This is a genomic window from Paenibacillus sp. EKM211P (genome assembly GCF_011066175.1).
In the GTDB taxonomy this organism is placed as follows: Bacteria; Bacillota; Bacilli; order Paenibacillales; family Paenibacillaceae; genus Paenibacillus; species Paenibacillus polymyxa.
Window position 1 is genome coordinate 105,639 of the sequence record NZ_JAAMNS010000005.1, and the last position, 26,377, is coordinate 132,015.

Consider the following 26,377-nt stretch of genomic DNA (forward strand, 5'->3'; position numbering starts at 1 on the left):
TAAGCTGTTTGAAATCTATATTTTTAGTATTTAAATAAAAACATAAAAATGTATTTATTTAGAAAAAAGAGTTGATTATAGAAAACTTGAAATGCTATACTATATATGTAATTAGTAAGCATTATATAATATATAAGGTTAACTTTGAAACTACATAATAAACCCGGCAAAGAGGGGATTGGAATTGTGCTGGGCATGACCGGAAATCATATTGTTCCTTGCAACTGAGAATTAATTCATTGATGTGAAGTTCATGAGTTAACCTATACACGATACTTTACAATTAAGAATAATTAATGTATGTAGGGATGTGATTGGATGTTAAACATTGCTCTGTGTGATGATACAAATGTAGAACTTGCCCGGGTGGAGAGGTTTACGTTAGAATATCCCTTTACTAAAGTAGAAGTAGATACTTTTGGAAGTGGGCAAAAGTTGCTGCAATATGTAGCTAAGAATAAAACGGAATACAATATTTATCTGCTTGATATTGAGATGGCGGATATGGATGGCATTAGTTTAGCCAAAAAAGTAAGAGAGTTTGACAATAAAGCTGTAATTATCTTTGTAACCAATTATGACGAATACATGCCAGATGTATTTAAAGTACAAACCTTTGATTACATACTGAAACCTGTGAATAAAGAAACCCTTTTTGAGGTTCTTCAAAGAGCTGATCACTATTTGCATAGTTCACATAGTTATTTTGAGTTTAGCTATGAACGAAATAAGCTCATTGTAAACGAAGATGAAATTATGTACTTTGAGAAAAGTGGAAGGGCTGCTTATATTTATACAGAGACAAAAGAATATAAGTGTAATCAGACAACTTCACAAATACTTGCTCAACTTGATCCGATGGCTTTCACTCAGGTTCATGCTTCGTATATCATTAACCTGAAATACGTTGTAGGAATAAAATGCGAAAATATTATGATGAAACGGATCGTAAATGGCGAAATTCAGGATACTTATTTGGAACTACCGATCAGTAGAAAGTATAAAAAAGATTTTAAACAAAAAATGATGAATTATATGAGGAAGAGATTCTAATTGGAAAGAGCCATGTTTGATTTTATACTCAATTCATTTGATATTTTCATCATAAGTAGATTTCTGAATAAAGTTTTATTTACTAAAAAGGGACTTTCGACGGAGAAAATCTGGCTGTTTACGATTGCATTAATAGGTCTGACAGTAGTCAGTATGTATTTTTTGAAAATAACATTTGATGTTATGCTAAATGTTGTTCCAGTGTTCACTGTACTTTGTTTTTACCCGAAAAATCATATAACAACAAAACTGTGTTGGGGTACAGTTGTAATTGCAATTGAAATCTTATCTGAAGGAGTATGTTACGCCATCATGAATGTTTGTTTTCCAAATGTACTCCTTACATCAGATAATGTATCTTATTATTACGAAGCGGGTGCTCTCCTCTCAAAAATCAGTAAATTTTCCTTTTTTTTATGGGTTCCTTTACTTTTTAAAATAGATGTTTCTCAAAGAGAAACTACTCTGCATTATTTATACATGTGTTTGTATGCAGTTCCTATCATAACTCTTTGCTTGTCGTGCAGTCATTTTGATTTGATCTTAAGATCAGGCAAGAACCCAAATGAGTGGTTAAGTGTAATTTCTATGATTGGTGTTTTATCGATCAATATCATCATGTTAATTATTTATGAACAATTAAGTCGAATGTACGGCGAAATCATAGAGCAGGAATTATTAAACTTCAATCTTAAAGCAGAAAATATTCATTATGATAATCTGGAAAAATCGCAAAAAGAAATTCGGAGAATCAAGCATGATATGAAAAATGAATTGTTGACCTTAAAAGGATTGTTGAAAGAAAATAACGTAGAGGCAGCAGAGGGGTTTATAGAAGGAATTCTCTCAGATATTAAATGTACTGAAACTCAGAAATACACACCCAACAATGTGCTTAATTACGTACTCACCGAGAAAATAAATTTAGCTACTAAAAAAAGTATTGTAGTGAACGTTGATAGTTTTCTTCCAGAAAAATTTTCTCTAAATAATAATATTATAGCCGTTGTTTTTGGTAATTTGCTGGATAATGCAATAGAGGGCTGTGACAAGGTGACTGTAGGTAAGAAAACAATGGATATAAAATTAAAATATCATGAAAAGCAGCTTTATATAGAGATTTCCAATACGTTTAATCCACTGTTTGTAAATAGTAATTTTATAAGTAATAAAAAGAATAGAAAAAATCATGGTTTTGGATTGAAAAGTGTCAAGCAGATTGTAAAAGAAAACTCAGGAATCCTGGATATAAGGACCGGGGGAGACCGGTTTTGCGTCAATATTATTTTATGGGACTTAGAATAGGAACCCAATTCGTGAAAGGGCGTAGACGCTTATGCAGCTACGTCCTGCTCCTGCATTACAACAATATTTGTTCATATTTACTCCCTAGTTCACTATCATGTGTAATTAATATGATGGTATGGTTGTACTTTAGATCATCTAATAGATCAATAAAGTTCTTTTTTACAACACCATCTAAATTTGAAGTGGGTTCATCAAAAATTAATACTTCTTTATTAGTATAGATATTCCGCAGTATCGAAATTAATTGCTGCTGTCCTCCTGATAAAGAAAAATTTTTACCGATTATTTGATCTTTTTTACTTTCTTCGATAAATTTCTTGGTATCCAATAATTCGATATATGAATTCAGCTGACTCATAGGGATACCCTGTTGCCCCAGAGTTATATTGTTAAAGATCGTATCTACATACATGACGGGTTCCTGGAAGCATATCCCTACTTTGCTGATAATATCTTTGCGTTTCCATTCTCTCATTTCCTTTTCGTTCACTAAGATATCACCTGTATAATTACAATTAATCTTGGTGAGTAATTTTAATAGTGTGCTTTTTCCTGCCCCGTTGCGTCCTGAAAGGCAATAAATATGATTTCCATGAACAGAGAACGAAACATCGGATAGCGCTTTTTCCAAACCGTTATAGCTATAACTTACATTTTTAAATTCTATGTCCATTTTATTTCACCTCTTCAGCTCTTATAATCGACTCAATTCTTTCGATTGATACTTTTGTCTGCTTCCAAGTGGCCACATAGTTTGTAACACTTTTGATCGGACTTATGATCTGATTTGAATAATAAACAAATACCGTCAGTACTCCCATACTTGTTTGGCCTTTCATTACTAAAATTGTACCCACCCCCAAAAGCAATACACTTCCAATAGAGGTAATGACAGAAGGGACAGTGGAAGCTACGATAATTGTATTGCTTCTCTGTCTATAAGCTTCAAGTGATTTTTCCTCTAAAGGCATGTACTTTCCCAAAATATAGTCTTTTATATCCATTCCAATAGAATATAAAAGTGATCCAAGCGTATGCCTAATATAAGAAATAGAGTCATCATAAGCATTCATGACTGCTTTTGTCTTGTGAGTAATTCTTTTATTAAAGAAAATTTGACTAATCATTGTTAGAAGCATGATCAAAAGTACAAGTGTAAATAATTTGTAGTTGAAAAAAAGCAATACAATACAAATAACAATTAGAAAAAGTAAGTTTGATATTAGCATAGGGATACCGTGGGATACTAATCTTTCGATGATTCCAATGTCGTTAATAAACAGGGAAAATAGCTTATCGCTGTTTGAAGTAATGGTCTCACCTGGCAAAACAAAAAACTTTTCTAACAACTTTTTTTTCATAGCATAAGAGATTCTTTTACCTAATTCGGCAAAAATGAATTCACAAAGTAAACTGCATAGGTGAGATAGAATAAATAAGCCTGTTGCTATTCCTATAAACTTCACAATTAAGGAGAGATCTTTGGATACTAGTCCAGAATCAACAATCTTACTTATGTATTGGGGAATTATCATGCTAAGTATTGTATCTAAAGCTTGAAAAACTAAAATAAGTACAATAAAAAGATAAAATTTATGAACTTCTTTAAAAATCCAATTATATTTTCTAAGCATAAAATTCCATTCCGCCCTTCTGATACAAATATATAAAGAAGCTACTTCTCATTCTACTATCGAATATCTAATAATTATATTTATGGTATAAATGACCTCTTTAATGTCGTGAAATACATCTATGTATACGTTTTTTACGGATGTAGCGCGTCTTTCTCTCATCCCCTCAAATACTCTAAAGAATCCATTTGTTATTTAACTCTGATTATTATCAATTTATGGCATTAAAACATTAGATTATGACATAACAGTAAATATCAGAACAATTCATGATCTATTTAATAGAATGGAAAATGAATTTGGGATGTATGAGAGGAGAAAAAATCATGGTATATGTTTTAAATCCTTACTCACGTGAACTATTTCATAATCATCAAGTCATTATCGCGAATACAAAATCAGGAGCTTTTTTGAAAACCTCTAAATCTTATTATCTTGTGCTGAAGGATATGGTTAATAATGGGGAGATTGAGTCGTTATTAAGTCCTACCAAAAGTTCTCAACATGCTGATGTTATTCATAATTTAACAAGTCTCTTTTATGAATTGGTGAATATCAAATGTATTCTAACCGAAGAACAATTAACAAATATTCATGAGGAGGTCTTGGATGTTGTTTATCTAGGATTAACAAATAGATGTAATTTACACTGTAAACATTGCAGCGCTTCAGCGGATGCTCATTTTACCGATGCACTAACAACTGAAAAAGTGAAAGAAATCATTGATCAGATCGTCGTACTTAAACCCCAAGCCATCAATGTTACGGGTGGAGAGCCTATGATGCGATTAGATATCATGGAGCTTTTGGCGTACATAAAACAAACATTCAACGGAGCCATTTTGCTCTCTACCAATGGCCTTTTTATAACCCCAAAAAATGTGGAACAATTGATTAGGTATGTAGATAAGGTTTCCCTTAGTCTGGACGGTTATGATGAAGAAACTTGCGATCAAATTAGAGGCAAAGGTGTTTTTAGTAGAGTTCTAAAAAGTATAAAACTAATGCAAAGTAATGGGCTGAAAAAAATCGCATTATCAATGGTTATTACAAAATATACTTTTGATGGAGGTGAAGATAAATTCCTTGATTTGTGTGAAAAATTAGGTGTTAAACCTATTTTAAGAATCTTAACATCCGCTGGAAGGGCAGGAGAGAATAGTGAAGAGATTTTTCCCGAAAAGCCATTTGTAGATGATCTGACCTCTCAAGATGTTACCTGTCGACTTTGTTCACCAGGGAAAAGGGAGTTATTTATTGGAGGTAATGGGAAAATTTATCCTTGTGGGGGGTTGATGGATTCTGATGATTTTGTTTTAGGAAATGTATTTGATGATAATTTAATTGAATTAATGGCTAAAGGCAATCCAAAAGCAGATCATAATAAAATCGGATGTGTAAGACCATGGGAATTTGAACCCTGTAAGAACTGCAACGTTAATTTATTTTGCCATCACTGCATAAGCAACATCTACTATTTGCATCAAAACCAAGAGTTGTTCGATACCATTTGTCAAAAACAAAAGAAACAACTTCAAGAACTAGTTTGGAATAGCTAAATTTTTATTTAAGGAGAGTAATGCCATGAACTTCACATATTGGGTAACTGAAGATTGTAACTTGAAATGTAAATATTGTTATGTTAGTAAAGTACCAAAAATGATGAGTAGGGAAACGGCTGCAAAAGCTATTGATTTTACGGAAAAAAAGCTTGCAGCAAATCCTTTGGATCCTAAAGATAAAATACGCATAGCATTACATGGGGGGGAACCATTACTTAATTATCCGATCATTCGTTATCTAGTAGAAGAGTTAAAGCAAAAAATTCATGGCGAAGTTTCTTTTAGAATGACAACGAACGGCACCATTTATAATCAAGAAATACTTGATTATGTTTCTGAAAATATCCAATTAACAATTAGTTTGGATGGGAAGCAAGAAAGTCACGATATCAACAGAGTATACAGAAATGGGAAAGGAAGCTTCAATCGAGTGATTGAAACTCTTGACTACATTAATCATCAATCACATTTTTTTCGAGTAAGAATGACTGTTACACCTAATAATGTTTCATATTTTGCTGACAATTATATTTTCCTTTTTGAAAAAGGGTATCCGACTGTCAGCTTTGCGCTAGATGAAAGTAATCCGAATTGGAATAAAGAACTTATGAAAGTTTATCAAAAGAATCTTGACGAAATATTTTCATATATGGTGAATAAAGATATCATCAAAGCACAGTATTTTTTATATAATTTCAAAAACGCATATTTTCGGCCAAGAGGAACGTGCGATGGATGTCATAGCAGCTTTCATATTTCTAGTGCTGGGAATATTTATCCTTGTATTCTTGCAGTAGGCCACGAAGAATTTTCCATGGGGGATGTATTTTCTGATATAATTGAACATCGTTTGTCCAATTTAGATGTAATCAACCAAAAAGATCAAGGGGATTGTACAAAGTGTGCTATGTATAATAATTGTCGCAGCAAAATGTGTAAAATTATTAATAAAATCCAAACTGGAAATCATTATGAATCATCACCCGTATTTTGTGCAACTCAAAGGATACACTATTCAATAGTGAAGGAGTATGAATATATATTAAAAAACTTCGAGCTTCTTCTTTCTACCCACTGATTCCTCAGATGGGGACGGTGATATTATCCCCTTTGGGTAGAGAGTGTTAAAAGAGCACATATATGATGTGATCTGGCACTACTTTCTAAAGGGGATTTGTCATGGCCATCAAAGAACAGAAGTTTAGAATATACACACCAGAGTTCAAATTGAAGGTGGTACGTATGCATTTTCTCTGTTTTCTCATTATTATAATTAATTTCAGGGAGGTTAGAGAACAAGTACAAACTATAGAGGTGAGTAAATAAGAAATGACCTAGCCAGAAGTTTTTGCTAGGTCATTTCTTTTCTTGACTAGGGGATATTTATTCTGCTGTTCGCAGTCGTTCTACGATAGTTTTCTTGTTGCTCAGAGAATAAATAGCGAGAGGAAGACAGATCCCAAGCACGAGCAGAACAAGTAGCACGAGGATCAGCGGCCAGATAATAAATCTATAACTCATAAACCATATTTGGGCACTCAAGGGTCTCACAATCAAGATGGAAAATAGGCTTCCTAATAAGATGGAGCATAAGCTGGTGCCGAGCACATAGTACATCCCCTCATAAACAAGCATTGTTTTTAATTGTTTGTTGGTCATGCCGATGCTTTGTAGTATAGCAAATTCTTGATGGCGGGTCAGAATGCTAGTTAGAAGCGTGTTTGCAAAATTAATAATGCCAATCACACCAATAATAATACTGAGCGTACCGCCGATCATCAGAATTGTTTTTTGCATACCTGAAAGCGTGTCAATTGAGGTGAATTTGGATTTATAATGCATCGTTGGCTCCTTTATTTCGGTATAGTTCTTTAAGAAGCTCTCCATCGTTTTTTCTTTACTATTGGACACATTAAAGGCATAACTCATCACCACAGGCTTCTTCACAAGCGTTTTATAGATATCCGCCGGGAGATATAAGTTAGTATAAGTAGGAACGGCTACACCAGAATTGGTTGATTTTACGCCAACATGACCAAGCACTGTGAATTCATGACTAGTATACCCCTGGGCATTTGCTGTGCCCATATAGTTATGAAGAGTAACCTTTTCACCTACTTTGTATACGGATAGTTCCATGTCAGGATTATCGTAATTGTCTAATATGATCCCTTCCAAAATATACTTTCCCGAAGCTAGCTTGTCATAATCAAGTTCACCATCAATTAATTTTAGTCGGTGAAGGGGGAGAGCTTCAAGCCCATACACTACTGTAGATAAGTTGCCACGAGCGTCAGGAGTGACGATTTCCCCGTACAACTTCATCCCCTCTTTGTTCTCTTTATGCTCGACAGTGAATAAATTGCTGCCACTGTACAATCGTCCACCTTCTTCAAAACCGGGTTGTGTCTGTACGGCCTGAATATAGCTTTCCGTCGTTGCATTGTCAGGGCCTGTGAAATATTCTTGAAAATAATCAGCATGTGCAATCAGAAAGTCAGTATCATTGTTTTTTGACACAAAGTTATCCATATCCAGACTCTGGGATAATGTAAGAGTAGTATTCAGTAGCATTAAACCTAGAGAAAGGCTAAGCAGCACTAAAGTGGTCCGCTTCTTATTGCGCCCTAAGTTGGCTCGAGCCATCAGCGGCATTTTAGCACCGTTAGTTGATTTTTTTAGTTTTTTCTCACCCTTTTTGGTATCTCCGTCTACGTATCTTACAGCCTCGATTGGAGACACAGTCGCTGCAACCCTAATAGGCTTATAAATGCTGATCATAACTGTCACGACTGCAAACAGAGCTGAGCCGATAAAAATCCATGGGCTGGGGGATAGGGTTACCTCAGCATTTGCGTGCCTATAATTGTTCATAAGCAGCAGAGGGATAAGCGATTTGCCGACCCCAAAACCCCCGAGCAAGCCGATGGGAACCCCGATCAAGGAAAGAAATAATGCCTGTCTATGAATGAGCCTACGGAGTTGACTACTGCTTGTGCCGATGGTTTTTAGAAGACCGTAGAAACGAATATCACGCATCACCGAGATTTGGAAAATATTATAGATGATCAAATAGCCAGTAAGCATGATCAGTAACAGGCCACCAGCTAGGACAAAGATGGTTTCAGGGTCCGAACTGAAAGTGTTGGAAAGATACGCCCAGTTCATAGAAGTTTCAATGAAGTTCGGTGCATTTTTGTCAAGGGAATAACCACTTTCTGTAATCACTTGATCAAGTTTTCCCTGGATGTTCGAGCTGTTATCGAACATGATACCTGCATTGATGGCTCCGGTCATATCATGATCCTGCTTATATGTGTAGCGTAATTCTTCGGCATGTGCATCCACATAAGCTTTAGAAGCATAAATTTGACCTCTGTCTATCATGGCGGCGGGGTCACTCTTCCACCAGCCGGAGAGGATAAATTCACGCTGTACCATTTTGCCGTGAACCTCAAGCTTCAAGGACAATGTGGCGCCCTCTTTCAGGGGAATACCCAGTAACTGTAAGGTGCTAGAGTCCGCGATAACCTCATTTTCTGCCACCGGTTTGTGGCCTTTTTCTAGCTCAATCAATCCTAGCTTTAGCCCTACATCGTCATGATACCAGAACTCCGTTTTGCGCTTTAAAAATTGCTCGTTTGTTACCTTTCCACTTAACAAGCGGTTATATGCTATCTCCTTAATAAGAGGGTGGTCTTTGACCTGATTAAATTCCTCATCGTTGATATATTTAAGTAAAGCATGCGCAGTTCCCCCGGACTGCCGCATCGTTGCCTGCTGGAGACTTTCTATCGCGCCAATCCCCATAGTAAACAGAGATGTAAATAACAAAGTGGTTAAGGCAATAGCGATAATCGCAATAATATTGCGGGTTTTATTCGCTTTAAAACTTTTATCTGATAAATTACGAACTGCCTTACTGTTTTTTATTTTGATCATCTAGTCGCACCACCTACTATTTTACCGTCCTCAATGCGGATGATGCGATCTGCCATCTGCGCGATTTCCTCGTTGTGGGTAATCATCACCATTGTCTGGGCGAACTGCTGGCTGGATACCTTGATCAATCCCATCACATCCAGACTGGTTTTACTGTCCAGGTTGCCAGTAGGCTCGTCAGCCAAAATAATGGCTGGTTTCGTCGCCAGTGCTCTCGCAATAGCGACTCGCTGCTGCTGACCTCCCGAAAGATTGCTTGGTAGATTGTTTAATTTGTTCTTAAGCCCCAGTGTATTTGTAATTTGGGTCAGATAGGCTTTGTCTGGTTGTTTCCCATCCAGTTCAATGGGGAGCACGATATTCTCATAGACATTTAAGACTGGAACTAGATTATAATTTTGAAACACGAAGCCAATCTTTCTTCGGCGGAAAATGGTCAATTCTTCATTTTTTAGAGAATAGATATCCTTGCCGTCAACGGTTACGTTTCCGCTTGTAGGCCGATCCAGCCCACCAAGCATATGTAGAAGGGTGGACTTCCCGCTACCGGATGTACCAACGATAGCGACAAATTCACCGCTTTCCACCTCCAGATTCACACCATCTAAGGCATGAACAGCGGTATCCCCGTTACCGTAAGTTTTTCTTAGCCCTCTGGTTTCTAATATCTTCATTTTTTTGCTTTCCTCCCAATAAAAATATCTGCATCGTAATTGCTTACAATACAAATTTTATTATAATACCTCTTTCTTTCTACAATCTTTCTGAAATCTAACAGAATTGAAAGATTATTTGAGTGAGAGTAGAAAGATCGGATTGTAATGGGTGTTGGGAAATGTAGGAGGGACAGACTCTGTCTGAAATATTTGTTACATCAAAAGATATTTATACTTGCAGGATATGAAGGGATGTTAACGGTATTGATATTATAAAAGCAAAAAGAGATGAGAGGATCAAAGAGAAGGAGGGGCATCCCGGTCTAATCTGCTAATTATGCCAAATAGCATGCTGATTTTTACAATAGAAAATTTAGAGGTATTTTTAATGATATTTTAATAGTGAAAGGAGGTGGAATTAACATGGAAAAAATCGAGATTTTAGAAAATGTAGATTTTGATATGGAAGTACAATGTAATCCTAATCATTGCAATTTTGATTGTCTCGAACCCAATGGACATTGTAGCTCTAATACCTTGCAAACCACTTAAAGAATGATTTTGTCTAATACCCTCGTCTTTTAAGACGAGGGTACTTTCTTTTGCATCATATCTGGGTGAGTAGAGTAGTGCTCTATTTTCCTAGGCGATTCCGGTAGAACACCCTCTTTCATGTTCTGTGCTGCGCCGTCATGAGGCTTGTTCCTTATCATTTGGAGTCTGCACAATTGTCAATAGCGAAATTCATGGAGCTAATTGGTATCCGTGAAGCTTCACTCAATTGTAGATGGTAAAGTAGTCGATAAGGATGATTATGAACAAAGAAAAAATTAGCGCTATGATCGTTCTCGTATCCATACCAGGTATGTCCAATATAGGAACAGATTACATTATGATCCATGATAATTCGACGAGTCTTCCTCAAGGGGATAAGCGTTCTCTCCGTAATACTATGCAGTGCGTCTACATAGGCTCTGGAAGTGAATGTTTTCTCTTGATTTTACATACTACTAAGTTCCCGCCCGTTTCTGTATATTTTACAGCATTGTCCATAATACAGCCATCCATTTCAGAACAAAGCAAGTATGAATCGGTGTATTCTCCATAACAATAGAGATGTCTTTGGTATCTGCCTTTGGAATCATTTGCTCCCGTGCAACGTGCAGCAGCTCTTGAACAGATTCCTGCCTCGGCGATACCGTGATAATACCCACTTTTAGTCGCGATGTTTTCACCAATGTATTGGTCAGGAAATTAAGTTTTTCTGCTCGTGAAGCCAAAGCTTTTATACAAGAAGAGCTATCCTCAGGTAAATCATGCTCACTAAGCAGTTGTGCGTAGAGAAGGATGTTGGCAACAGGTGTCTTCGTTTGGTGGGAGATGTCGGAAATGAGCTTGTTTATCTTATTCTTCTCTACCAGCAGATTTGTTGAGAAGACAGAGCAAATAGAAAGAAATTGCGCAAGCCTGGTTTCTACAGAGGATAACACGGATTCGTCAAAAGCATGCTCTGCAAATTCCTCATTAATTGCATCATCAATAATTATTTCGGTGGATGCATGATTTTATGTATGTTTTTACGATATAGAAGAACGACAGCCGCGGCAGCAAAGGTAGAGCAATTCCTATATACACATGGTTAAGTATTATCATATCACTTCACCGCCCATCTATATCCCAGCCCATAAACTGTTTTAATGTATTCGGGAGAGGAGGGGGAATCCGCCAATTTGTTGTAACCGCCAAGGCATTTTTACCTACAAACTCAGCTCCATCAGTTGTCCATATGCTGTCAATCAAGCGATCGCGAGATACAGTATTGCTTGATCGATTAGGATGCGCAACAATTTTTGCTCAGTTTTACTTAGTTCAATGGGTGTGCCATTCTTAATAAATGCCATCCTCTCAAATGAAAAGGAAGAATTGTCAAGCTGAAAGGAATCTGTAAGCGGATACCTAGCTCTTTTTAGCTGAATATCTACTTTGGCCCCCAGCACCCAGTTCGAACTCAGTGACAATATCTGTTTCCATATCATTCGCAGTCAGAACGACGACTGGTACAGTTGTTTTTTTTTACGTATATGGGTTAAAAGGTCGAGTCCGCTTCCATCCGGCAAATTCACATCAAGAATCATTAGGTCAAAGGCAGTGACGTTCAATTGTTCTTTTGCAGTAGCTATGTCATACGCTTGCGTAAATAGGTTGTTAGGTTCTTTAAGATCAGGAACAATCCCGTTACTCAAGGCGATATCATCCTCGATAATTATTATATAGTTCATTATTCTCCTCTTGTATTTTGGTTAAACAATTCCGAGCTCTAACAACCGCTCACAATAAAAATGTAAATGAGAGCCGCCCATTCTCTATTTCTATTTTACAGGATATGCTCTTATTTGCTCATGGTTCAAGGAGTAGGTATTAAACCACTGTTGAATAACCATGAAATGACCCAGCCAAAAGTTTTGACCAGGTCATTTTCTTTACAGGGGGATTTATTCTGCTGTTCGCAGTCGTTCTACGATAGTTTTCCTGTCGCTCAGAGAATAAATAGCGAGAGGAAGACAGATCCCAAGCACGAGCAGAACAGGCAACATGAGGATCAGCGGCCAGATAATAAATTTATAACTCATAAACCATATTTGGGCACTCAGGGGTTTCGCAATCAAGACGGAAAGTAGGCTTCCTAATAAGATGGAGCATATGCTGGTGCCGAGTACATAGTACATCCCCTCATATACAAGCATTGTTTTTAATTGTTTATTAGTCATGCCGATGCTTTGTAGTATAGCAAATTCTTGATGGCGGGTCAGAATACTAGTTAGAAGCGCGTTTGCAAAATTAACAATGCCAATCACACCAATAATAATACTGAGCGTACCGCCGATCATCAAAATCGTTTTTTGCATACCTGAAAGCTCGGCAATTACGGTGGATTTGGACCGATAGTCCATCACTGGCTCCTTTATTTCGGTATAATTCTTTATAAAGTTCTCCATCGTTTTTTCTTTACTGTCGGATACATTAAAGGCATAACTCATTATCACAGGCTTCTTCACAAGCGTCTTGTAGATATCCGCCGGGAGATAGAAGTCAGTATAACTAGCAACGGCTACACCAGAATTGGATGATTTTACGCCAACATGACCAAGCACTGTGAATTCATGGCTAGTGTACTCCTGGGCATTTGCTGTGCCCATATACTTATGAAGAGTAACCTTTTCACCTACTTTGTATACGGATAGTTCCATTTCAGGATTATCGTAATTGTCTAACCTGACCCCTTCCAGGATGTACTTTCCTGAAGCTAGCTTGCCATAATCAAGTTCACCATCAATTAATTGTAGTCGGTGAAGGGGGAGATCTTCAAGCCCGTACACTATTGCAGATAAGTTGCCGCGAGCGTCAGGAGTGACGATTTCCCCGTACAACTTCATCCCCTCTTTGTTCTCTTTATGCTCGACAGTGAATAAATTACTGCCACTGTACAATCGTCCACCTTCTTCAAAACCGGGTTGTGCCTGTACGGCCTGAATATAGCTTTCCGTCGTCGCATTGTCAGGGCCTGTGAAATGTTCTTGAAAATAATCAGCATGTGCAATTAGAAAGTCAGTGTCATGGCTTTTAGACACATACTTATTCATATCCAGACTTTGGAATAATGTAAAAGTAGTATTCAGTAGTACTAGACCTAGAGAAAGGCTAAGCAGAACCAAAGTAGTCCGCTTCTTATTGCGCCCTAAGTTGACTCGAGCCATCAGTGGCATTTTAGCACCGTTAGTTGATTTTTTTAGTTTTTTCTTCCCCTTTTTGGTAGCTCCGTCTACGTATCTTACTGCCTCGATCGGAGACACAGTCGCCGCAATTCTGCTAGGCTTATATGCACTGATCATAACTGTCACGACTGCAAACAGAGCGGAGTCGATAAAAATCCATGGGTTGGGGGATAGGGTTACCTCAGCGTGCCTATAATTGTTCATAAGCAGCAGAGGGATAAGCGATTTGCCGACACCAAAACCCCCGAGCAAGCCGATGGGAACCCCGATTAAGGAAAGAAATAATGCCTGTCTGCGGATGATTCTGCTGATTTGTTTGCTGGTTGTGCCGATGGTTTTTAGAAGACCGTAGAAACGAATATCACGCATCACCGAGATTTGGAAAATATTATAGATGATTAGATAGCCAGTAAGCATGATCAGTAACAGACCAGTGGCTAGGGGAAAGACGGCTTCAGGGTTCGAACTGAAGGTGTTGGAAAGATACGCCCAGTTCACAGAACTTGCAATGTAGTTCGGTGCATTTTGGTCTAGGGAATAACCGCTTTCTGTAATCACTTTATTAAGATTTTCCCGCATGTTCGAGCTGTTATCGAACATGATATCTGCATTGATGGCTCCGGTCATATCATGATCCTGCTTATATGTGTAGCGTAATTCTTCGGCATGTGCATCCACATAAGCTTTAGAAGCATAAATTTGACCTCTGGCTATCATGGCGGCGGGGTCACTCTTCCACCAGCCGGAGAGGATAAATTCACGCTGTACCATTTTGCCGTGAACCTCAAGCTTCAAGGTCAATGGGGCGCCCTCTTTCAGGGGGATACCCAGTAACTGTAAGGTACTAGAGTCCGAGATAACCTCATTTTCTGCCACCGGTTTGTGGCCTTTTTCTAGCTCAATCAATCCTAGCTTTAGCCCTAAATCGTCATGATACCAGAACTCCGCACGACGCTTTAAAAATTGCTCGTTTGTCACTTTTTCACTTAACAAGCGACTATACGCTATCTCTTTAATAAGAGGGTGGTCTTTGATGTGATTAAATTCCTCTTCGTTGATATATTTGAGAATACCCTGCCCTCCCCCACCAGCCTGTCGCATCGTTGCCTGCTGGAAACTTTCCATCGCGCCAATCCCCATAGTAAACACAGATGTAAATAACAAAGTGGTTAAGGCAATAGCGATAATCGCAATAATATTGCGGATTTTATTGGCTTTAAAACTTTTATCTGATAAATTACGAACCGCCTTACTGTTTTTTACTTTGATCATCGGGTCGCACCACCTACTATTTTACCGTCCTCAATGCGGATGATGCGGTCTGCCATCTGCGCGATTTCCTCATTATGAGTAATCATCACCATCGTTTGGGCGAACTGTTGGCTGGATACTTTGATCAATCCCATCACATCCAGACTCGTTTTACTGTCCAGATTTCCGGTGGGTTCATCTGCCAAGATAATGGCGGGCTTGGCTGCCAGTGCTCTGGCAATAGCTACACGTTGCTGTTGTCCACCGGAAAGATTGTTTGGCAGATTATTCATTTTGTGGTCAAGGCCCAAGGTATGTACAATTTTATCTACGTGGGCTTTGTCCGGTTCTTTACCGTCCAGTTCAATAGGAAGCACAATATTTTCGTAGACATTTAAGACAGGCACCAGGTTGTAATTTTGAAACACGAAGCCAATCTTTCGTCTGCGAAAAATTGTCAATTCTTCGTCCTTCAATGTAAAAATATCTTTGCCGTCAATCGTAACGTCTCCACTTGTTGGACGATCAAGTCCACCCAGCATATGCAGAAGGGTAGATTTGCCGCTCCCGGATGTACCGACAATAGCGACAAATTCTCCGCTTTCCACCTCCAGATTTACGCTGTCTAAGGCATGAACAGCAGTATCTCCATTACCGTAATGCTTCTTTAATGCCTGAGTTTTCAATAGAGCCATATACGTTCTCCTCCACAAAAAAATGTCTGGATCGTAGTCATCTACAGTACAGACATTAACACACTGATCTTTCTACAATCTTTCTGAAATCTAACGGTATTGAAAGAATTAAGTATCCATAGAAAGAAAAATAGAGAAGGTAGAACCACGGCCGTAGCGTGATCGTACCTTGATGTACCCCCCCTCCGCAGCGATGATTTCTCTAGCTAAAAACAGTCCAATACCTACACCCTCCTGCGAGTTAACAGTGGGGGAGCGATAAAAGCGGGTAAAGATTTTACCTTGTTCTTCTTCTGCAATGCCTATGCCGCTATCGATAATATCAATTCGACAAAACAAATCGTATGCCGTTACTTTTATATTCATGCTTCCGCCTGTCTCTGTATATTTTATGGCGTTATCCATAATGTTATAGACAGCTTCACTCGTCCACTTTAGGTCAAAATAAGCATGGGTAACTGTGTCCTCCATAACAACTGAAATCCCTTTGGCGTCTGCTTTTGGCATCATTTGCTCCAGTGCAGCATCAAGGAGCTTTTGAACAGATTCTCGCCTTGGCGCTACCGTGATAATCCCCGTTTCAAGCCGCGATGTTTTCAACAATGCCTGGGTAAGGAAGTTAAGCTTTTCGGCCTGTGCAGATAGAGCTTTCACACAAGTGGAGGTATCCTGTGATAGTTCGTATTCGCTAAGTAGCTGAGAATAAAGCAGGATGTTGGCCACTGGTGTTTTCGTTTGGTGTGAAATATCGGAAATCAGCTCATTTATTTTATTCTTTTCGGCAAGCAGATTTTTGGAAGACACGGAGCAAATAGAAAGAAATTTCGCAAATTTCGCTTCTATTGCAGAGAGAACGGATTCATCAAAGACATCCTCCGAGAAGCTGCCATTTATCGCGGCATCCAGCATGTTCTCAATAGTTTTCATTGTTCTTTGGATGCTCCTGCGATACAGCATGATAGCAACCACAGCAGTGCATACAGCAGCGACGGCAATTCCAATACATATATAGAGGAGTGTTGTCATCTCATTTCAACGCCCATGTGTAGCCCAGCCCATACACCGTTTTAATATATTGTGGGGAGGAGGGATGATCCTCCAATTTATCCCGCAACCTTTTTATCGTAACTGACAAAGCATTTTCACCTACATACTCAGCCCCGTCAGTCCAGATGCTGTCTACCAAATGATCACGCGAAACGGTATTTCCTCGATTGTTGATTAGAATGCGCAACAATTTTTGCTCCGTTTTACTTAGTTCAATAGGTGTACCATTTTTAATAAATTCCATCCTCTCAAATGAGAAGGAAAAATCGCCTAGCTGAATGGAGTCTGCAAGCGAGTACCCAGCTCTTTTAAGCTGAACGCCGACTCTCGCTCTCAGTACCATAAGACTGAAAGGTTTGGTGATATAGTCGTCAGCACCCAGCTCAAGACCAGTGACGATATCTGTTTCCATATCATTCGCTGTCAGAACGATGACGGGTATAGTTGTTTTTTTTCGTATATCTGTTAAAAGATCAAGCCCGTTTCCATCTGGTAAATTAATATCAAGAATGACTAAATCAAAAGCAGTGATGTTCAATTGTTCTTTTGCAGTAGCAATGTCATACGTTTGCACAAATACGTTGTTAGGTTCTTTAAGAGCAAGAACAATACCGTTACTCAAGGCGATATCGTCCTCGACGATTAGTATGTGATTCATCATTTTCCTCCTGTTTTTTTGATTCATCAAGTTAATGAATCCCGAATTCCAAGAATTGCCTACAGCAAAAATGGAAAAGAGGGCCCTAAAATCTTGCACCTCTATTTTACAGGATATTGCTCTTATTTGCTCATTCGCTCTTCAGACTATTCAGGTTTTGCTAACACCTTTTTTGACATGGTTTATTCATTGCAAAGAATTTGACAGATACAATATCACTGCTATAATTTATCCTAGTTGTTTTGATAATGATTATCATTATTGGAGGGGAGGAGAGGGCCGAAGCTTGGCACGAGTTATTGGACAGGCTCCCTTAGTTAGAGATGAAATTGCGCTATTTAATATTAGCTTTTCTGGTACTGGCCTTCGCCTCGGTGTTCATCGGTGTTCATGATGTGACTCCACTTGATTTGTTCCACTTAACCAACGATCAAGCGCAGGTGCTCCTGATTAGCAGATTCCCACGTTTGATCAGCATCATTATCGCAGGGGCGAGTATGAGTATCTGCGGGCTGATTATGCAGCAGCTTACCCGAAACCGATTTGTATCGCCCACCACCGCAGGGACGATGGATGCGGCACGATTAGGTGTGCTGATGGCCATTATGGTGTTTGGAGCGGCGGGATTTTGGACGAAGATGCTGACGGCTTTTGGATTTGCTCTAGGGGGAACGCTGATTTTCATGAAGATATTGGATAAAATCCGTTTCAAGGACCCGGTATTTATCCCGCTTGTTGGTCTGATGTTTGGGGGCATTTTAAATTCGGTGACGACTTTTTTTGCCTACAAATATAATCTGATCCAGGGCATTTCTTCGTGGATGCAGGGGGATTTTTCTCTAATCATGAGTGGCCGCTACGAGATGCTGTATCTTAGTGTTCCTTTGGTTGCGTTGGCGTACATATATGCGAACCGTTTTACAATTGCAGGCATGGGTGAGGATTTTGCAGCCAATTTGGGCGTACATTACAAGCGCACTGTCAATGTTGGTTTGGTGATCGTGGCTTTGGTGTCCTCTGTTGTCATCTTAACTGTCGGGACGATTCCCTTTTTGGGACTGGTTGTACCCAATCTGGTCAGTATGTACATGGGGGATAATCTGAAAAAAAGCCTAGCACATACAGCAATCTTGGGTGCCGTGTTTGTGCTGTTTTGCGATATTTTGGGACGGGTGATCATTTACCCATATGAAATTTCTGTAGGGCTTACGGTTGGTGTAATCGGGAGCGCGTTGTTCTTGTATTTGCTGCTGAGGAGAAGGGCTTATGAATCCTAAATTAAAAATCGGAATATTAGCCGCTGCCGCGCTTGTGTTGATTGCTGCTTTTGTGTTTATAGATCTTCCGCACACCTGGCATTACGCGCTGCCACGACGATTGAAAAAGGTCGCAGCCTTCATTCTGACCGGTGGCTCCATTGCTTTTGCAACTGTTATTTTCCAGACGGTCACGAATAACAAGATTTTGACCCCGGGTATTATCGGGCTGGATTCACTGTATATGCTGATTCAGACGACATTAATTTTTGCATTTGGTTCCGTCCCGCTGATTTCGACCAGCAAAGAATTAAACTTTTTGCTGTCGGTGGGGATGATGGTGCTGTTCGCGGGATTGCTATACAAGTTAATTTTCCGCAAAGATGGACGGGGAATTTATGTGCTTTTACTGATCGGTCTGGTGTTTGGGACACTGTTCAACAGCCTGTCTACCTTTATGGAGGTGCTGATAGATCCGAACGAATTTGCGAAAATTCAGGACAAGAGCTTTGCCAGCTTTAGCAATGTAAACACCGAACTGTTATGGCTTTCTGTATTCGTGCTCGTGCTCGTATTTGCTTATGCGTGGAGATTCATTAAGTACCTGGACGTGCTGTCACTCGGACGGGAGCATGCGATTAATTTAGGTCTTCCTTACAGTTATATCATCAAAAGATTGCTGATTATTGTAGCGATTCTCATCTCCATATCCACGGCACTTGTCGGACCGATCACATTTCTTGGATTAATTGTGGCCAATGTGGCTTATCAGGTGATGAAGACGTATCAGCACCGTTATATAATTCCGGCCTCCATCTTTGTTAGTGTCATCGCATTGGCAGGATGCCAACTGCTGGCAGAGAGAGTATTCGACTTGTCGACAACAGTCAGCGTCATTATTAACTTTATCGGGGGGGTGTACTTCCTGTACCTTTTGCTGCGGGAGAATAAATCATGGTAGAAGTCAAAAACGTAACCAAACGCTACGGGAATAAAAATGTGGTGGAGCAGGTATCCGTCACTGTACCTAAAGGCACCATTACCTCCTTTATTGGACCTAACGGCGCTGGAAAAAGCACCTTGTTGTCGATGATTAGTCGCCTAACTGACAGTGATGAGGGAGAAATCCTGATTGACGGGCAGGCCGTGAGCCTGACGAAAAGTGAGGAGCTAGCCCGGAAGATATCCATTTTAAAACAGACCAATGATGTCAACATCCGCTTAACCGTGAAGGAGCTGGTCAGCTTCGGCCGTTTTCCGTATTCCAAGGGCAGATTGAACAGCGAGGATCGCAAAATGGTGGAGCAGGCTATGGCTTACATGGGATTGGAGGATATGAAGGACAAGCATATTGATTTGCTCAGTGGGGGACAGCGGCAGCGGGCTTTTATTGCTATGATTCTGGCACAGGACACGGAATACATCCTGCTGGATGAGCCGCTGAACAATTTGGATATGAAGCATTCGGTTCAGATTATGAAGACGCTACGCAATTTAGTGGATGATCTGGGCAAAACGATTCTGGTGGTGCTTCACGATATTAACTTTGCTTCCTGCTATTCGGACCATATTGTCGGGATGAAGAATGGTAGATTGCTAAAACAAGGAACGGCTGACGAGATGATAGATAGTCAGGTATTAAAAGATTTGTACGATATGGATATTCCGATTCAACAGATCGGTGATCATAAAATTTGTGTGTACTTCACTTAGGGGGAATGTAAAATGAAGAAAAATTTGATGTTTTTAACACTGATGCTTGCATTGGTACTGATCGTATCGGCCTGTGGCAAAGCGGCTCCGGCAACACAAGAAGCGACTGGGAACGGCTCCTCGACTGCAACAACGGAATCCAAAACCGTCTCGGTCAAACACGCACTCGATGAGAATCCAGTCCAAGTCAAAGTCAATCCGAAAAATGTTGTTGTTTTTGATTTTGGTTCATTGGATACGTTGGATAAGCTAGGAGTAGACGTTGCGGCGGTAGCGCAGCAGGATCTTCCTACGTATTTGAGCAAATATAAAGATTCCAAATATGCAAGTGCGGGTACGCTGTTTGAGCCGGATTATGAGAAAATCAGTGATCTCTCTCCTGAACTGATCATTATCGGCGGCAGACAAGCTGATGCATATAAAGAGTTGAGCAAAATTGCACCGACTATTTCGATGGCTGTAGACACCAAGGATTATATCAATTCCTTTAAGAAAAACGTTGAAACCTTGGGTCAAATCTTCGATAAAGAGGATGCTGCCAAACAGGAACTGGCTGCGATTGATAGCTCCATTAAGGCTGTACATGACAAGGCGGTAGCGAGCAAGGCTAAAGGTTTGATCGTACTGACGAACGAAGGAAGCCTGAGCGCATATGGCTCACAATCCCGCTTCGGTATCATTCATGATGCTTTTGGCGTAACTCCTGTAGATCCTGACATTAAAGTATCCACGCATGGACAAAAGGTTTCTTTTGAATATGTACAGCAAAAAAATCCAGATTATATTTTTGTCGTTGACCGTGGGGCTGTGGTGGTCGAGGAAGGCAAGGAACAGGTTACAGGTAAACAAACCATTGAGAATGAACTGGTGAAGAAAACCAATGCATATAAAAATGGACATATTGTATACCTTGATCCTAACTACTGGTACCTTTCAGGTAATGGTCTGGAATCCGTATCTGAAATGATCAAGGAAATAGATGCTGCACTGTAATGCTACATTCACATCATGGGGGACTGCGTAAGATGAAAGGTCATGTAAATGAAATTTCATTAGATGGGTATCTTCTACACATCTATACACCTCCCGTATCTGTGAATCCTAATGAGCTGTATCCTGTGCTGTATGTGCAGGATGGCAGCTCTTTATTTCTAAGCGGGTTGGATGAACTGGAAAGAGGTTTTTCTACGGGAGAGCTGCCCCGTGTGATACTGGTGGGCATTCAGCCCGTGAATCGGCTGGACGATTATACGCCTTGGAAGGCAGCTGCTTTAGTAGAGGGAAGACCTGCTTTTGGCGGTGGCGGAGATGCCTATCTGGCGTTTGTGGTTACAAAAGTAATGCCCTATGTCGAGGCAAAATATCCAGTGCAAACTGGGCTGGAGCATACAGGGCTGATCGGTGCTTCGTTGGGTGGACTGATTTCCATGTATGCGGCCTTCCAGTATACGCATATATTTGGACGCATTGGTTCGATCTCGGGCTCATATTGGTTTCCCGGTATGATCGATTATATGCAATCTGCATCATTTGCTACTGTAATGGCCGGGACACGCCGGATATATATATCTGTCGGGACCCGTGAAGGGGAAGGGAAGACGAATGTACAAAAAGACATGGTTCCGCTGACCCTTCAGGCACACGAGGTGCTCCTGGCACAGGGACTTGACACAAAAGATGTGCTGCTTGAGCTGGATCAAGATGCGGTGCATCGTGTGGATTGTTTTCAGCGTCAGTTTCCTAAAGCTGTACAATGGCTGTTCGGATAGCTTCTAAGGGAATACGAATTTCATACAACAACTTCAAAGGATTGGAGAGCGTGGAGTCTCTATGTCTTTGGGGTTGTTTTTTTTGTATGTATTTTTCGTATAATAGAGAAATATTAAAAATTTAAATTTATACGTCATTGAAGTGAGGGGAGACAACGATGAAGAAAAACCGTCTGGGAGCTTCGGATTTGCTGGTAGGTGAGATTGGCTTGGGATGTATGTCGGTCGGTACGGAGGAGCAGCAAGCTGTTTACTTGATCCATGAAGCGTTAGACAGGGGCGTAAATCTGTTGGATACGGCCGATTTGTACCAGCATGGACGCAATGAAGAAATTGTGGGGGCAGCCATCCGTGGACGACGCCAGGATGTCATCCTGGCGACCAAGGTCGGCAATCGGCGTATACCGGGGCAGGAGGGCTGGGGATGGGATCCGTCCAAGAAATATATCCTGTCAGCCGTGAAAGAGAGTCTGCGCCGTCTGGGAACGGACTATATCGACCTGTATCAGTTGCACGGAGGGACGATTGATGATCCGATCGATGAAACCATTGAGGCTTTCGAGCAACTGCAGCAGGAGGGTGTCATCCGCTACTATGGTATTTCTTCCATTCGCCCGCATGTCATCCGTGAATATGTGGAACGCTCGAATATCGTTAGTGTTATGAATCAGTATAGCTTGCTGGATCGGCGTGCAGAGGAAGAAGTACTGTCTTTGCTTCAGGAGCGGGGAATTAGTGTGATTGCACGTGGACCCGTGGCGAGCGGCGTATTGGCTGACAAGGGTGAAGAAAAGGCAGCGAAGGGATACCTAGACTACGAAGAAGCAGAGCTACTGGACGTGCGTAAGCAATTAAAGGCATTTGCAGGGGCGGACCGTAGTATGGAGCAGACAGCGATCCGTTATAGCCTGTCTCATCCGGCTGTTGCTGCTGTGATCCCGGGTGCAAGCTCTTTGGGGCAATTGGAGCATAATATTTCCGCTGCCGACATTGCGCCGCTAACTGAGCACGAGCGAGAGACGCTACAGCATATCAGCCGGGCCAATCGTTATGATGCGCAATACCGCTGATCCGAGCAAAAATAGAATAATTACATGCTCAAACATGTACTCATCCCAGTTGCAATATATAAAAGAATCATTACAATATAGGAATAAGCCTGATTTATCATTCATATGTGAATGTGAAGATATTATCAATTCACTCTAGGAGGGACCAACGATGGAACGTATCGAATCTGAGCAGCAATATCAGGATTTAATTAACGGTGACGGTCTAACCGTCGTAAAATTTGATACCAGCTGGTGTCCAGATTGCAAGACGCTGGATAAATTTATGGACGGCATTATGAAGGAGAACGCGGATAAGCGTTTCTTTGCGCTTGATGCCGAGAAGTTTCAGCCGATTGCTGAAGAAAATCAAGTACGCGGCATTCCGAGCCTGCTCGTGTTCCGTAATGGCGAGAAAATTGCTCATTTGCACAGCAAATATGCCAAAACGCCAGCTCAAGTTTCGGAATATCTGACTACGCTGGAATCCAAACAGTAATCAGTACGCATGGTAGATAGATCAGGACGATCTACCCAAGCCCGCAAAATAGCAAAAGGGATATCCAAGGCTGACCTTAAGGCCACTTGGATATCCCTTTTTGGTTATAGGATACCAAACAATGATTACAAAATAATGAAAAAGAACACAGCCGCCAGCACGAAACGATAGATGGCAAACGTAGTCAAGCTCAAGCGTTTGAGCAGACCGAGGAACGTTTTGATTGCCAGCATCCCGACGATAAAGGCAGTAATAAAGCCGGCTGCGAACACCGGGAAATCACTCATAGACAGATGATCCATACTTTTAATCATATCAATCCCCGATGCACCCAGCATGACCGGAACAGATACGAGGAATGTAAATTCTGCGGCTGCCGTATGGCTTACACGTGCGAATAGGCCCCCAGACATAGTTGAGCCTGAACGAGAGAAGCCTGGCCACAGAGCTAGGACTTGGAACACACCGATGGTAAATGCTTGTTTGTACGTGATCTCATCCAACGTATGTGATCTAATAGGCGGATGGAATTTTTCAGCCGCGATCATGAGCAAGCCCCCGATGACCAAACTGTACAAAACCGTTTCAGGACCAAACAAGTATTGCTTGATCACATCACGGAACAGTACACCAATTACTCCTGCAGGGATCATGGCTAAAATAATATGTAACAGGTTTAGACGTGGCTGGGATGAGATTTTGCGTCTGAAATCAAACAGGCTGAGGAATCTGCGCCAGTATAATACAACGACCGCCATCACAGCACCTAATTGTACGATAACCTCAAATGTTTTGACCGTATCATTCTCAGTGTTCAACCCTAGAAGATCAGCCGTAAGGATCATGTGACCCGTCGAAGAGACCGGCAAAAACTCTGTCAGCCCTTCAATAATACCCATAATAATAGATGATAAAATATCCAATTTACTAGCTCCTCCTTACACGCATGTAGGGCAAACAACCTGAGTCGTTTGCCCTAAAAATATGTCATTTCAGTAGGAGTGAACGCAAGTGCCAAGTGCAGTATGCTGGTCGCTCAGATCACAAAGTTCACTCCTGGGAAGAAGTGTCCGACTCCATTTCCGAGATCGGGGATTTGTGGTGTAAAATAATTTCCACCCGACGAATACGATTTTTACCCATTTCACGAATGATAAATTTCACATCATCTTCTATGAATTCCTTGCCCTGTCTCGGTTCCGGAACCCGGCTATACACCCACCCTCCGACAGTATCCACGTCTTCATCGTCCAATGTCAAGCCCGTCAGATCACTCAGATCGGAAAGCATCACTTTACCATCCATCAAATAACTGTTCTCCGTCAGTTTCTCGATTTCCTTCCGTTCATCCTTATCAAATTCATCCCGAATTTCGCCAACAATCTCCTCCAGAATGTCCTCAATGGTAATCAGACCAGAGGTTCCACCATATTCATCGACCAGGAGAGCGATATGAACCTGCTCCTTCTGCATACGTTTCAACAGCGTGTTGACGGGAATAACTTCCGGAACGGTCAAGATCGGTTGAATCAGGCTATCGAAAACAAGCTCGGGATTGCGATCATACTCAAGGAATAGCTGCTTGGTATTAATCATACCAATGATCTGATCCTTGCTGTCTGTCGCTACCGGAAAACGGGTATACTGTTCTTCGTGAATAGTCTGCATGTTTTCTTTGAGCGAGCGATTCGTAAACAAGCATACCATATCTGTACGTGGCACCATAATTTCTTTGGCAACGGTCTCGTCAAAAGCGAAGATACGATTTACGTAGCCATATTCGGTGTTATTGATCTTACCACTTTCCACGCTTTCGGACAAAATGATCTGAATTTCTTCCTGAGAGTGCGCTTCTTCATGCTCAGTAGCCGGTTGAAGACCGAACAGACGAACCAGGCGATTGGCCGAGCCGTTAAGGAGCCAAATAAACGGATACATAATCCGGTTAAACCACACGATGAATGGAGAGGTTAACAGGCTGACAGCTTCCGCTTTGCGGATCGCCAATGTTTTGGGAGCCAGTTCGCCGATCACCACGTGCAGGTAAGTTACAATGACAAATGAAATAATAAAGGCCAGGATATGTGAAAACTCCCCATTGATGTTGAGCTGTTGAAAGAGAGGCTCCAGCAGTTTGACTACAGTTGGTTCACCGAGCCAACCGAGTCCTAACGCTGTAATCGTAATACCAAGCTGACAGGCAGACAGGTAGCCGTCCAGATTATTGACGACTTTTTGTAGCGCCAGTGCGTTTTTACGGTTCTCCACCACCAGCTGATCTACCCGGCTGGAACGGATTTTAATAATCGCAAACTCGGTAGCCACGAAGAAAGCACTAAATAAAATCAACACCGCAAACAAAAATAGACTGACACCTATACCCATATAATTTTCACTCATCCCTTTTTCGTTCAATTTTTTAAGGAACTCTATTTTGAGTTCACTTGAACTTATTTTAAGAACTTAAAAGAAAATATACAAGGTTCATATGGAATCGTAGCAGGTCACCTAC

General features: G+C 40.6%; 23 protein-coding genes and 1 pseudogene. 12 read left to right on the forward strand and 12 right to left on the reverse strand.

Annotation, left to right across the window (positions count from 1 at the left end):
* The first annotated feature begins 318 nt into the window (after positions 1 to 318).
* A complete protein-coding gene (locus G9G57_RS10885; RefSeq protein WP_013373152.1) occupies positions 319 to 1,053 on the forward strand; it encodes a LytR/AlgR family response regulator transcription factor in 735 nt (244 codons plus the stop codon).
* Entirely contained in the window at positions 1,054 to 2,358 is a 1,305-nt protein-coding gene (locus tag G9G57_RS10890) for a sensor histidine kinase (protein WP_044786282.1), read from the forward strand.
* A 55-nt stretch (positions 2,359 to 2,413) separates the two neighbouring features.
* Here the strand turns inward: G9G57_RS10890 and G9G57_RS10895 are convergent, their stop codons facing one another.
* The gene (locus G9G57_RS10895; protein ID WP_013373150.1) at positions 2,414 to 3,034 is read right to left on the reverse strand and encodes an ATP-binding cassette domain-containing protein; all 621 of its coding nucleotides are present in this window, start codon (positions 3,032 to 3,034) and stop codon (positions 2,414 to 2,416) included.
* A 1-nt stretch (position 3,035) separates the two neighbouring features.
* The gene (locus G9G57_RS10900; protein WP_013373149.1) at positions 3,036 to 3,995 is read right to left on the reverse strand and encodes an ABC transporter transmembrane domain-containing protein; all 960 of its coding nucleotides are present in this window, start codon (positions 3,993 to 3,995) and stop codon (positions 3,036 to 3,038) included.
* Positions 3,996 to 4,321: 326 nt separating this feature from the next.
* Here G9G57_RS10900 and G9G57_RS10905 point away from each other — a divergent pair, with 326 nt between their 5' ends.
* Together G9G57_RS10905 and G9G57_RS10910 are read left to right on the forward strand one after the other, a co-directional pair.
* Entirely contained in the window at positions 4,322 to 5,554 is a 1,233-nt protein-coding gene (locus tag G9G57_RS10905; RefSeq protein ID WP_013373148.1) for a radical SAM/SPASM domain-containing protein, read from the forward strand.
* Positions 5,555 to 5,579: 25 nt separating this feature from the next.
* Positions 5,580 to 6,635, forward strand: coding sequence for a radical SAM/SPASM domain-containing protein (locus G9G57_RS10910; RefSeq protein WP_013373147.1), 1,056 nt, complete (start codon positions 5,580 to 5,582; stop codon positions 6,633 to 6,635).
* A 305-nt stretch (positions 6,636 to 6,940) separates the two neighbouring features.
* Here G9G57_RS10910 and G9G57_RS10915 read toward each other — a convergent pair whose 3' ends face one another.
* Positions 6,941 to 9,499 (reverse strand): ABC transporter permease, encoded by a 2,559-nt coding sequence (locus tag G9G57_RS10915; protein ID WP_013373146.1) that lies wholly within the window; start codon positions 9,497 to 9,499, stop codon positions 6,941 to 6,943.
* The gene (locus tag G9G57_RS10920; RefSeq protein ID WP_013373145.1) at positions 9,496 to 10,173 is read right to left on the reverse strand and encodes an ABC transporter ATP-binding protein; all 678 of its coding nucleotides are present in this window, start codon (positions 10,171 to 10,173) and stop codon (positions 9,496 to 9,498) included. Before G9G57_RS10920 ends, G9G57_RS10915 begins: the two co-directional genes overlap by 4 nt.
* Before the next feature lie 405 nt (positions 10,174 to 10,578).
* Here G9G57_RS10920 and G9G57_RS26215 point away from each other — a divergent pair, with 405 nt between their 5' ends.
* On the forward strand, positions 10,579 to 10,707 hold the full coding sequence (locus G9G57_RS26215; protein WP_013373144.1) for a hypothetical protein: 129 nt from the start codon (positions 10,579 to 10,581) through the stop codon (positions 10,705 to 10,707).
* 485 nt (positions 10,708 to 11,192) lie between these two features.
* Here the strand turns inward: G9G57_RS26215 and G9G57_RS10925 are convergent, their stop codons facing one another.
* From G9G57_RS10925 to G9G57_RS10950, 6 genes and pseudogenes are all read right to left on the reverse strand, one after another.
* The gene (locus G9G57_RS10925) at positions 11,193 to 11,645 is read right to left on the reverse strand and encodes a histidine kinase dimerization/phospho-acceptor domain-containing protein (RefSeq protein WP_013373142.1); all 453 of its coding nucleotides are present in this window, start codon (positions 11,643 to 11,645) and stop codon (positions 11,193 to 11,195) included.
* Between the two features lie 164 nt (positions 11,646 to 11,809).
* A pseudogene (locus G9G57_RS10930) lies at positions 11,810 to 12,434 on the reverse strand (response regulator transcription factor).
* A gap of 213 nt (positions 12,435 to 12,647) precedes the next feature.
* The gene (locus G9G57_RS10935; protein ID WP_040102837.1) at positions 12,648 to 15,200 is read right to left on the reverse strand and encodes an ABC transporter permease; all 2,553 of its coding nucleotides are present in this window, start codon (positions 15,198 to 15,200) and stop codon (positions 12,648 to 12,650) included.
* The gene (locus G9G57_RS10940; RefSeq protein ID WP_013373138.1) at positions 15,197 to 15,874 is read right to left on the reverse strand and encodes an ABC transporter ATP-binding protein; all 678 of its coding nucleotides are present in this window, start codon (positions 15,872 to 15,874) and stop codon (positions 15,197 to 15,199) included. Before G9G57_RS10940 ends, G9G57_RS10935 begins: the two co-directional genes overlap by 4 nt.
* 108 nt (positions 15,875 to 15,982) lie before the next feature.
* Positions 15,983 to 16,900 (reverse strand): sensor histidine kinase, encoded by a 918-nt coding sequence (locus tag G9G57_RS10945; RefSeq protein ID WP_040102838.1) that lies wholly within the window; start codon positions 16,898 to 16,900, stop codon positions 15,983 to 15,985.
* A gap of 1 nt (position 16,901) precedes the next feature.
* Positions 16,902 to 17,579, reverse strand: a complete 678-nt coding sequence (locus G9G57_RS10950) for a response regulator transcription factor (RefSeq protein ID WP_013373136.1) — start codon at positions 17,577 to 17,579, stop codon at positions 16,902 to 16,904.
* A gap of 323 nt (positions 17,580 to 17,902) precedes the next feature.
* Between G9G57_RS10950 and G9G57_RS10955 the strand changes: the two genes are divergently transcribed.
* The 7 genes from G9G57_RS10955 to G9G57_RS10985 all read left to right on the forward strand — a co-directional run bounded on the left by G9G57_RS10955 (position 17,903) and on the right by G9G57_RS10985 (position 23,865).
* Complete coding sequence (locus tag G9G57_RS10955; RefSeq protein WP_129550005.1) at positions 17,903 to 18,856, forward strand: ABC transporter permease; 954 nt, start codon at positions 17,903 to 17,905, stop codon at positions 18,854 to 18,856.
* Positions 18,846 to 19,796, forward strand: a complete 951-nt coding sequence (locus tag G9G57_RS10960) for an iron chelate uptake ABC transporter family permease subunit (protein ID WP_164964932.1) — start codon at positions 18,846 to 18,848, stop codon at positions 19,794 to 19,796. The genes G9G57_RS10955 and G9G57_RS10960 overlap by 11 nt, the downstream gene beginning before the upstream one ends.
* Positions 19,790 to 20,548: an iron ABC transporter ATP-binding protein gene (locus G9G57_RS10965; protein WP_031462259.1), complete on the forward strand. Its 759-nt coding sequence runs from the start codon at positions 19,790 to 19,792 to the stop codon at positions 20,546 to 20,548. The genes G9G57_RS10960 and G9G57_RS10965 overlap by 7 nt, the downstream gene beginning before the upstream one ends.
* A gap of 12 nt (positions 20,549 to 20,560) precedes the next feature.
* Positions 20,561 to 21,541: a siderophore ABC transporter substrate-binding protein gene (locus G9G57_RS10970; protein ID WP_031462258.1), complete on the forward strand. Its 981-nt coding sequence runs from the start codon at positions 20,561 to 20,563 to the stop codon at positions 21,539 to 21,541.
* Between the two features lie 32 nt (positions 21,542 to 21,573).
* A complete protein-coding gene (locus tag G9G57_RS10975; protein ID WP_164964933.1) occupies positions 21,574 to 22,317 on the forward strand; it encodes an alpha/beta hydrolase in 744 nt (247 codons plus the stop codon).
* Between the two features lie 158 nt (positions 22,318 to 22,475).
* Positions 22,476 to 23,387: an aldo/keto reductase gene (locus tag G9G57_RS10980; protein ID WP_025365861.1), complete on the forward strand. Its 912-nt coding sequence runs from the start codon at positions 22,476 to 22,478 to the stop codon at positions 23,385 to 23,387.
* Between the two features lie 151 nt (positions 23,388 to 23,538).
* A complete protein-coding gene (locus tag G9G57_RS10985; protein WP_019688638.1) occupies positions 23,539 to 23,865 on the forward strand; it encodes a thioredoxin family protein in 327 nt (108 codons plus the stop codon).
* 125 nt (positions 23,866 to 23,990) lie between these two features.
* On the opposite strand, the gene bacA is transcribed toward G9G57_RS10985, so the two are convergent.
* Positions 23,991 to 24,788 (reverse strand): undecaprenyl-diphosphate phosphatase, encoded by a 798-nt coding sequence (gene bacA, locus G9G57_RS10990; RefSeq protein ID WP_017425548.1) that lies wholly within the window; start codon positions 24,786 to 24,788, stop codon positions 23,991 to 23,993.
* A gap of 127 nt (positions 24,789 to 24,915) precedes the next feature.
* Positions 24,916 to 26,280 (reverse strand): hemolysin family protein, encoded by a 1,365-nt coding sequence (locus tag G9G57_RS10995; RefSeq protein ID WP_164964934.1) that lies wholly within the window; start codon positions 26,278 to 26,280, stop codon positions 24,916 to 24,918.
* Between the last annotated feature and the right edge of the window lie 97 nt (positions 26,281 to 26,377).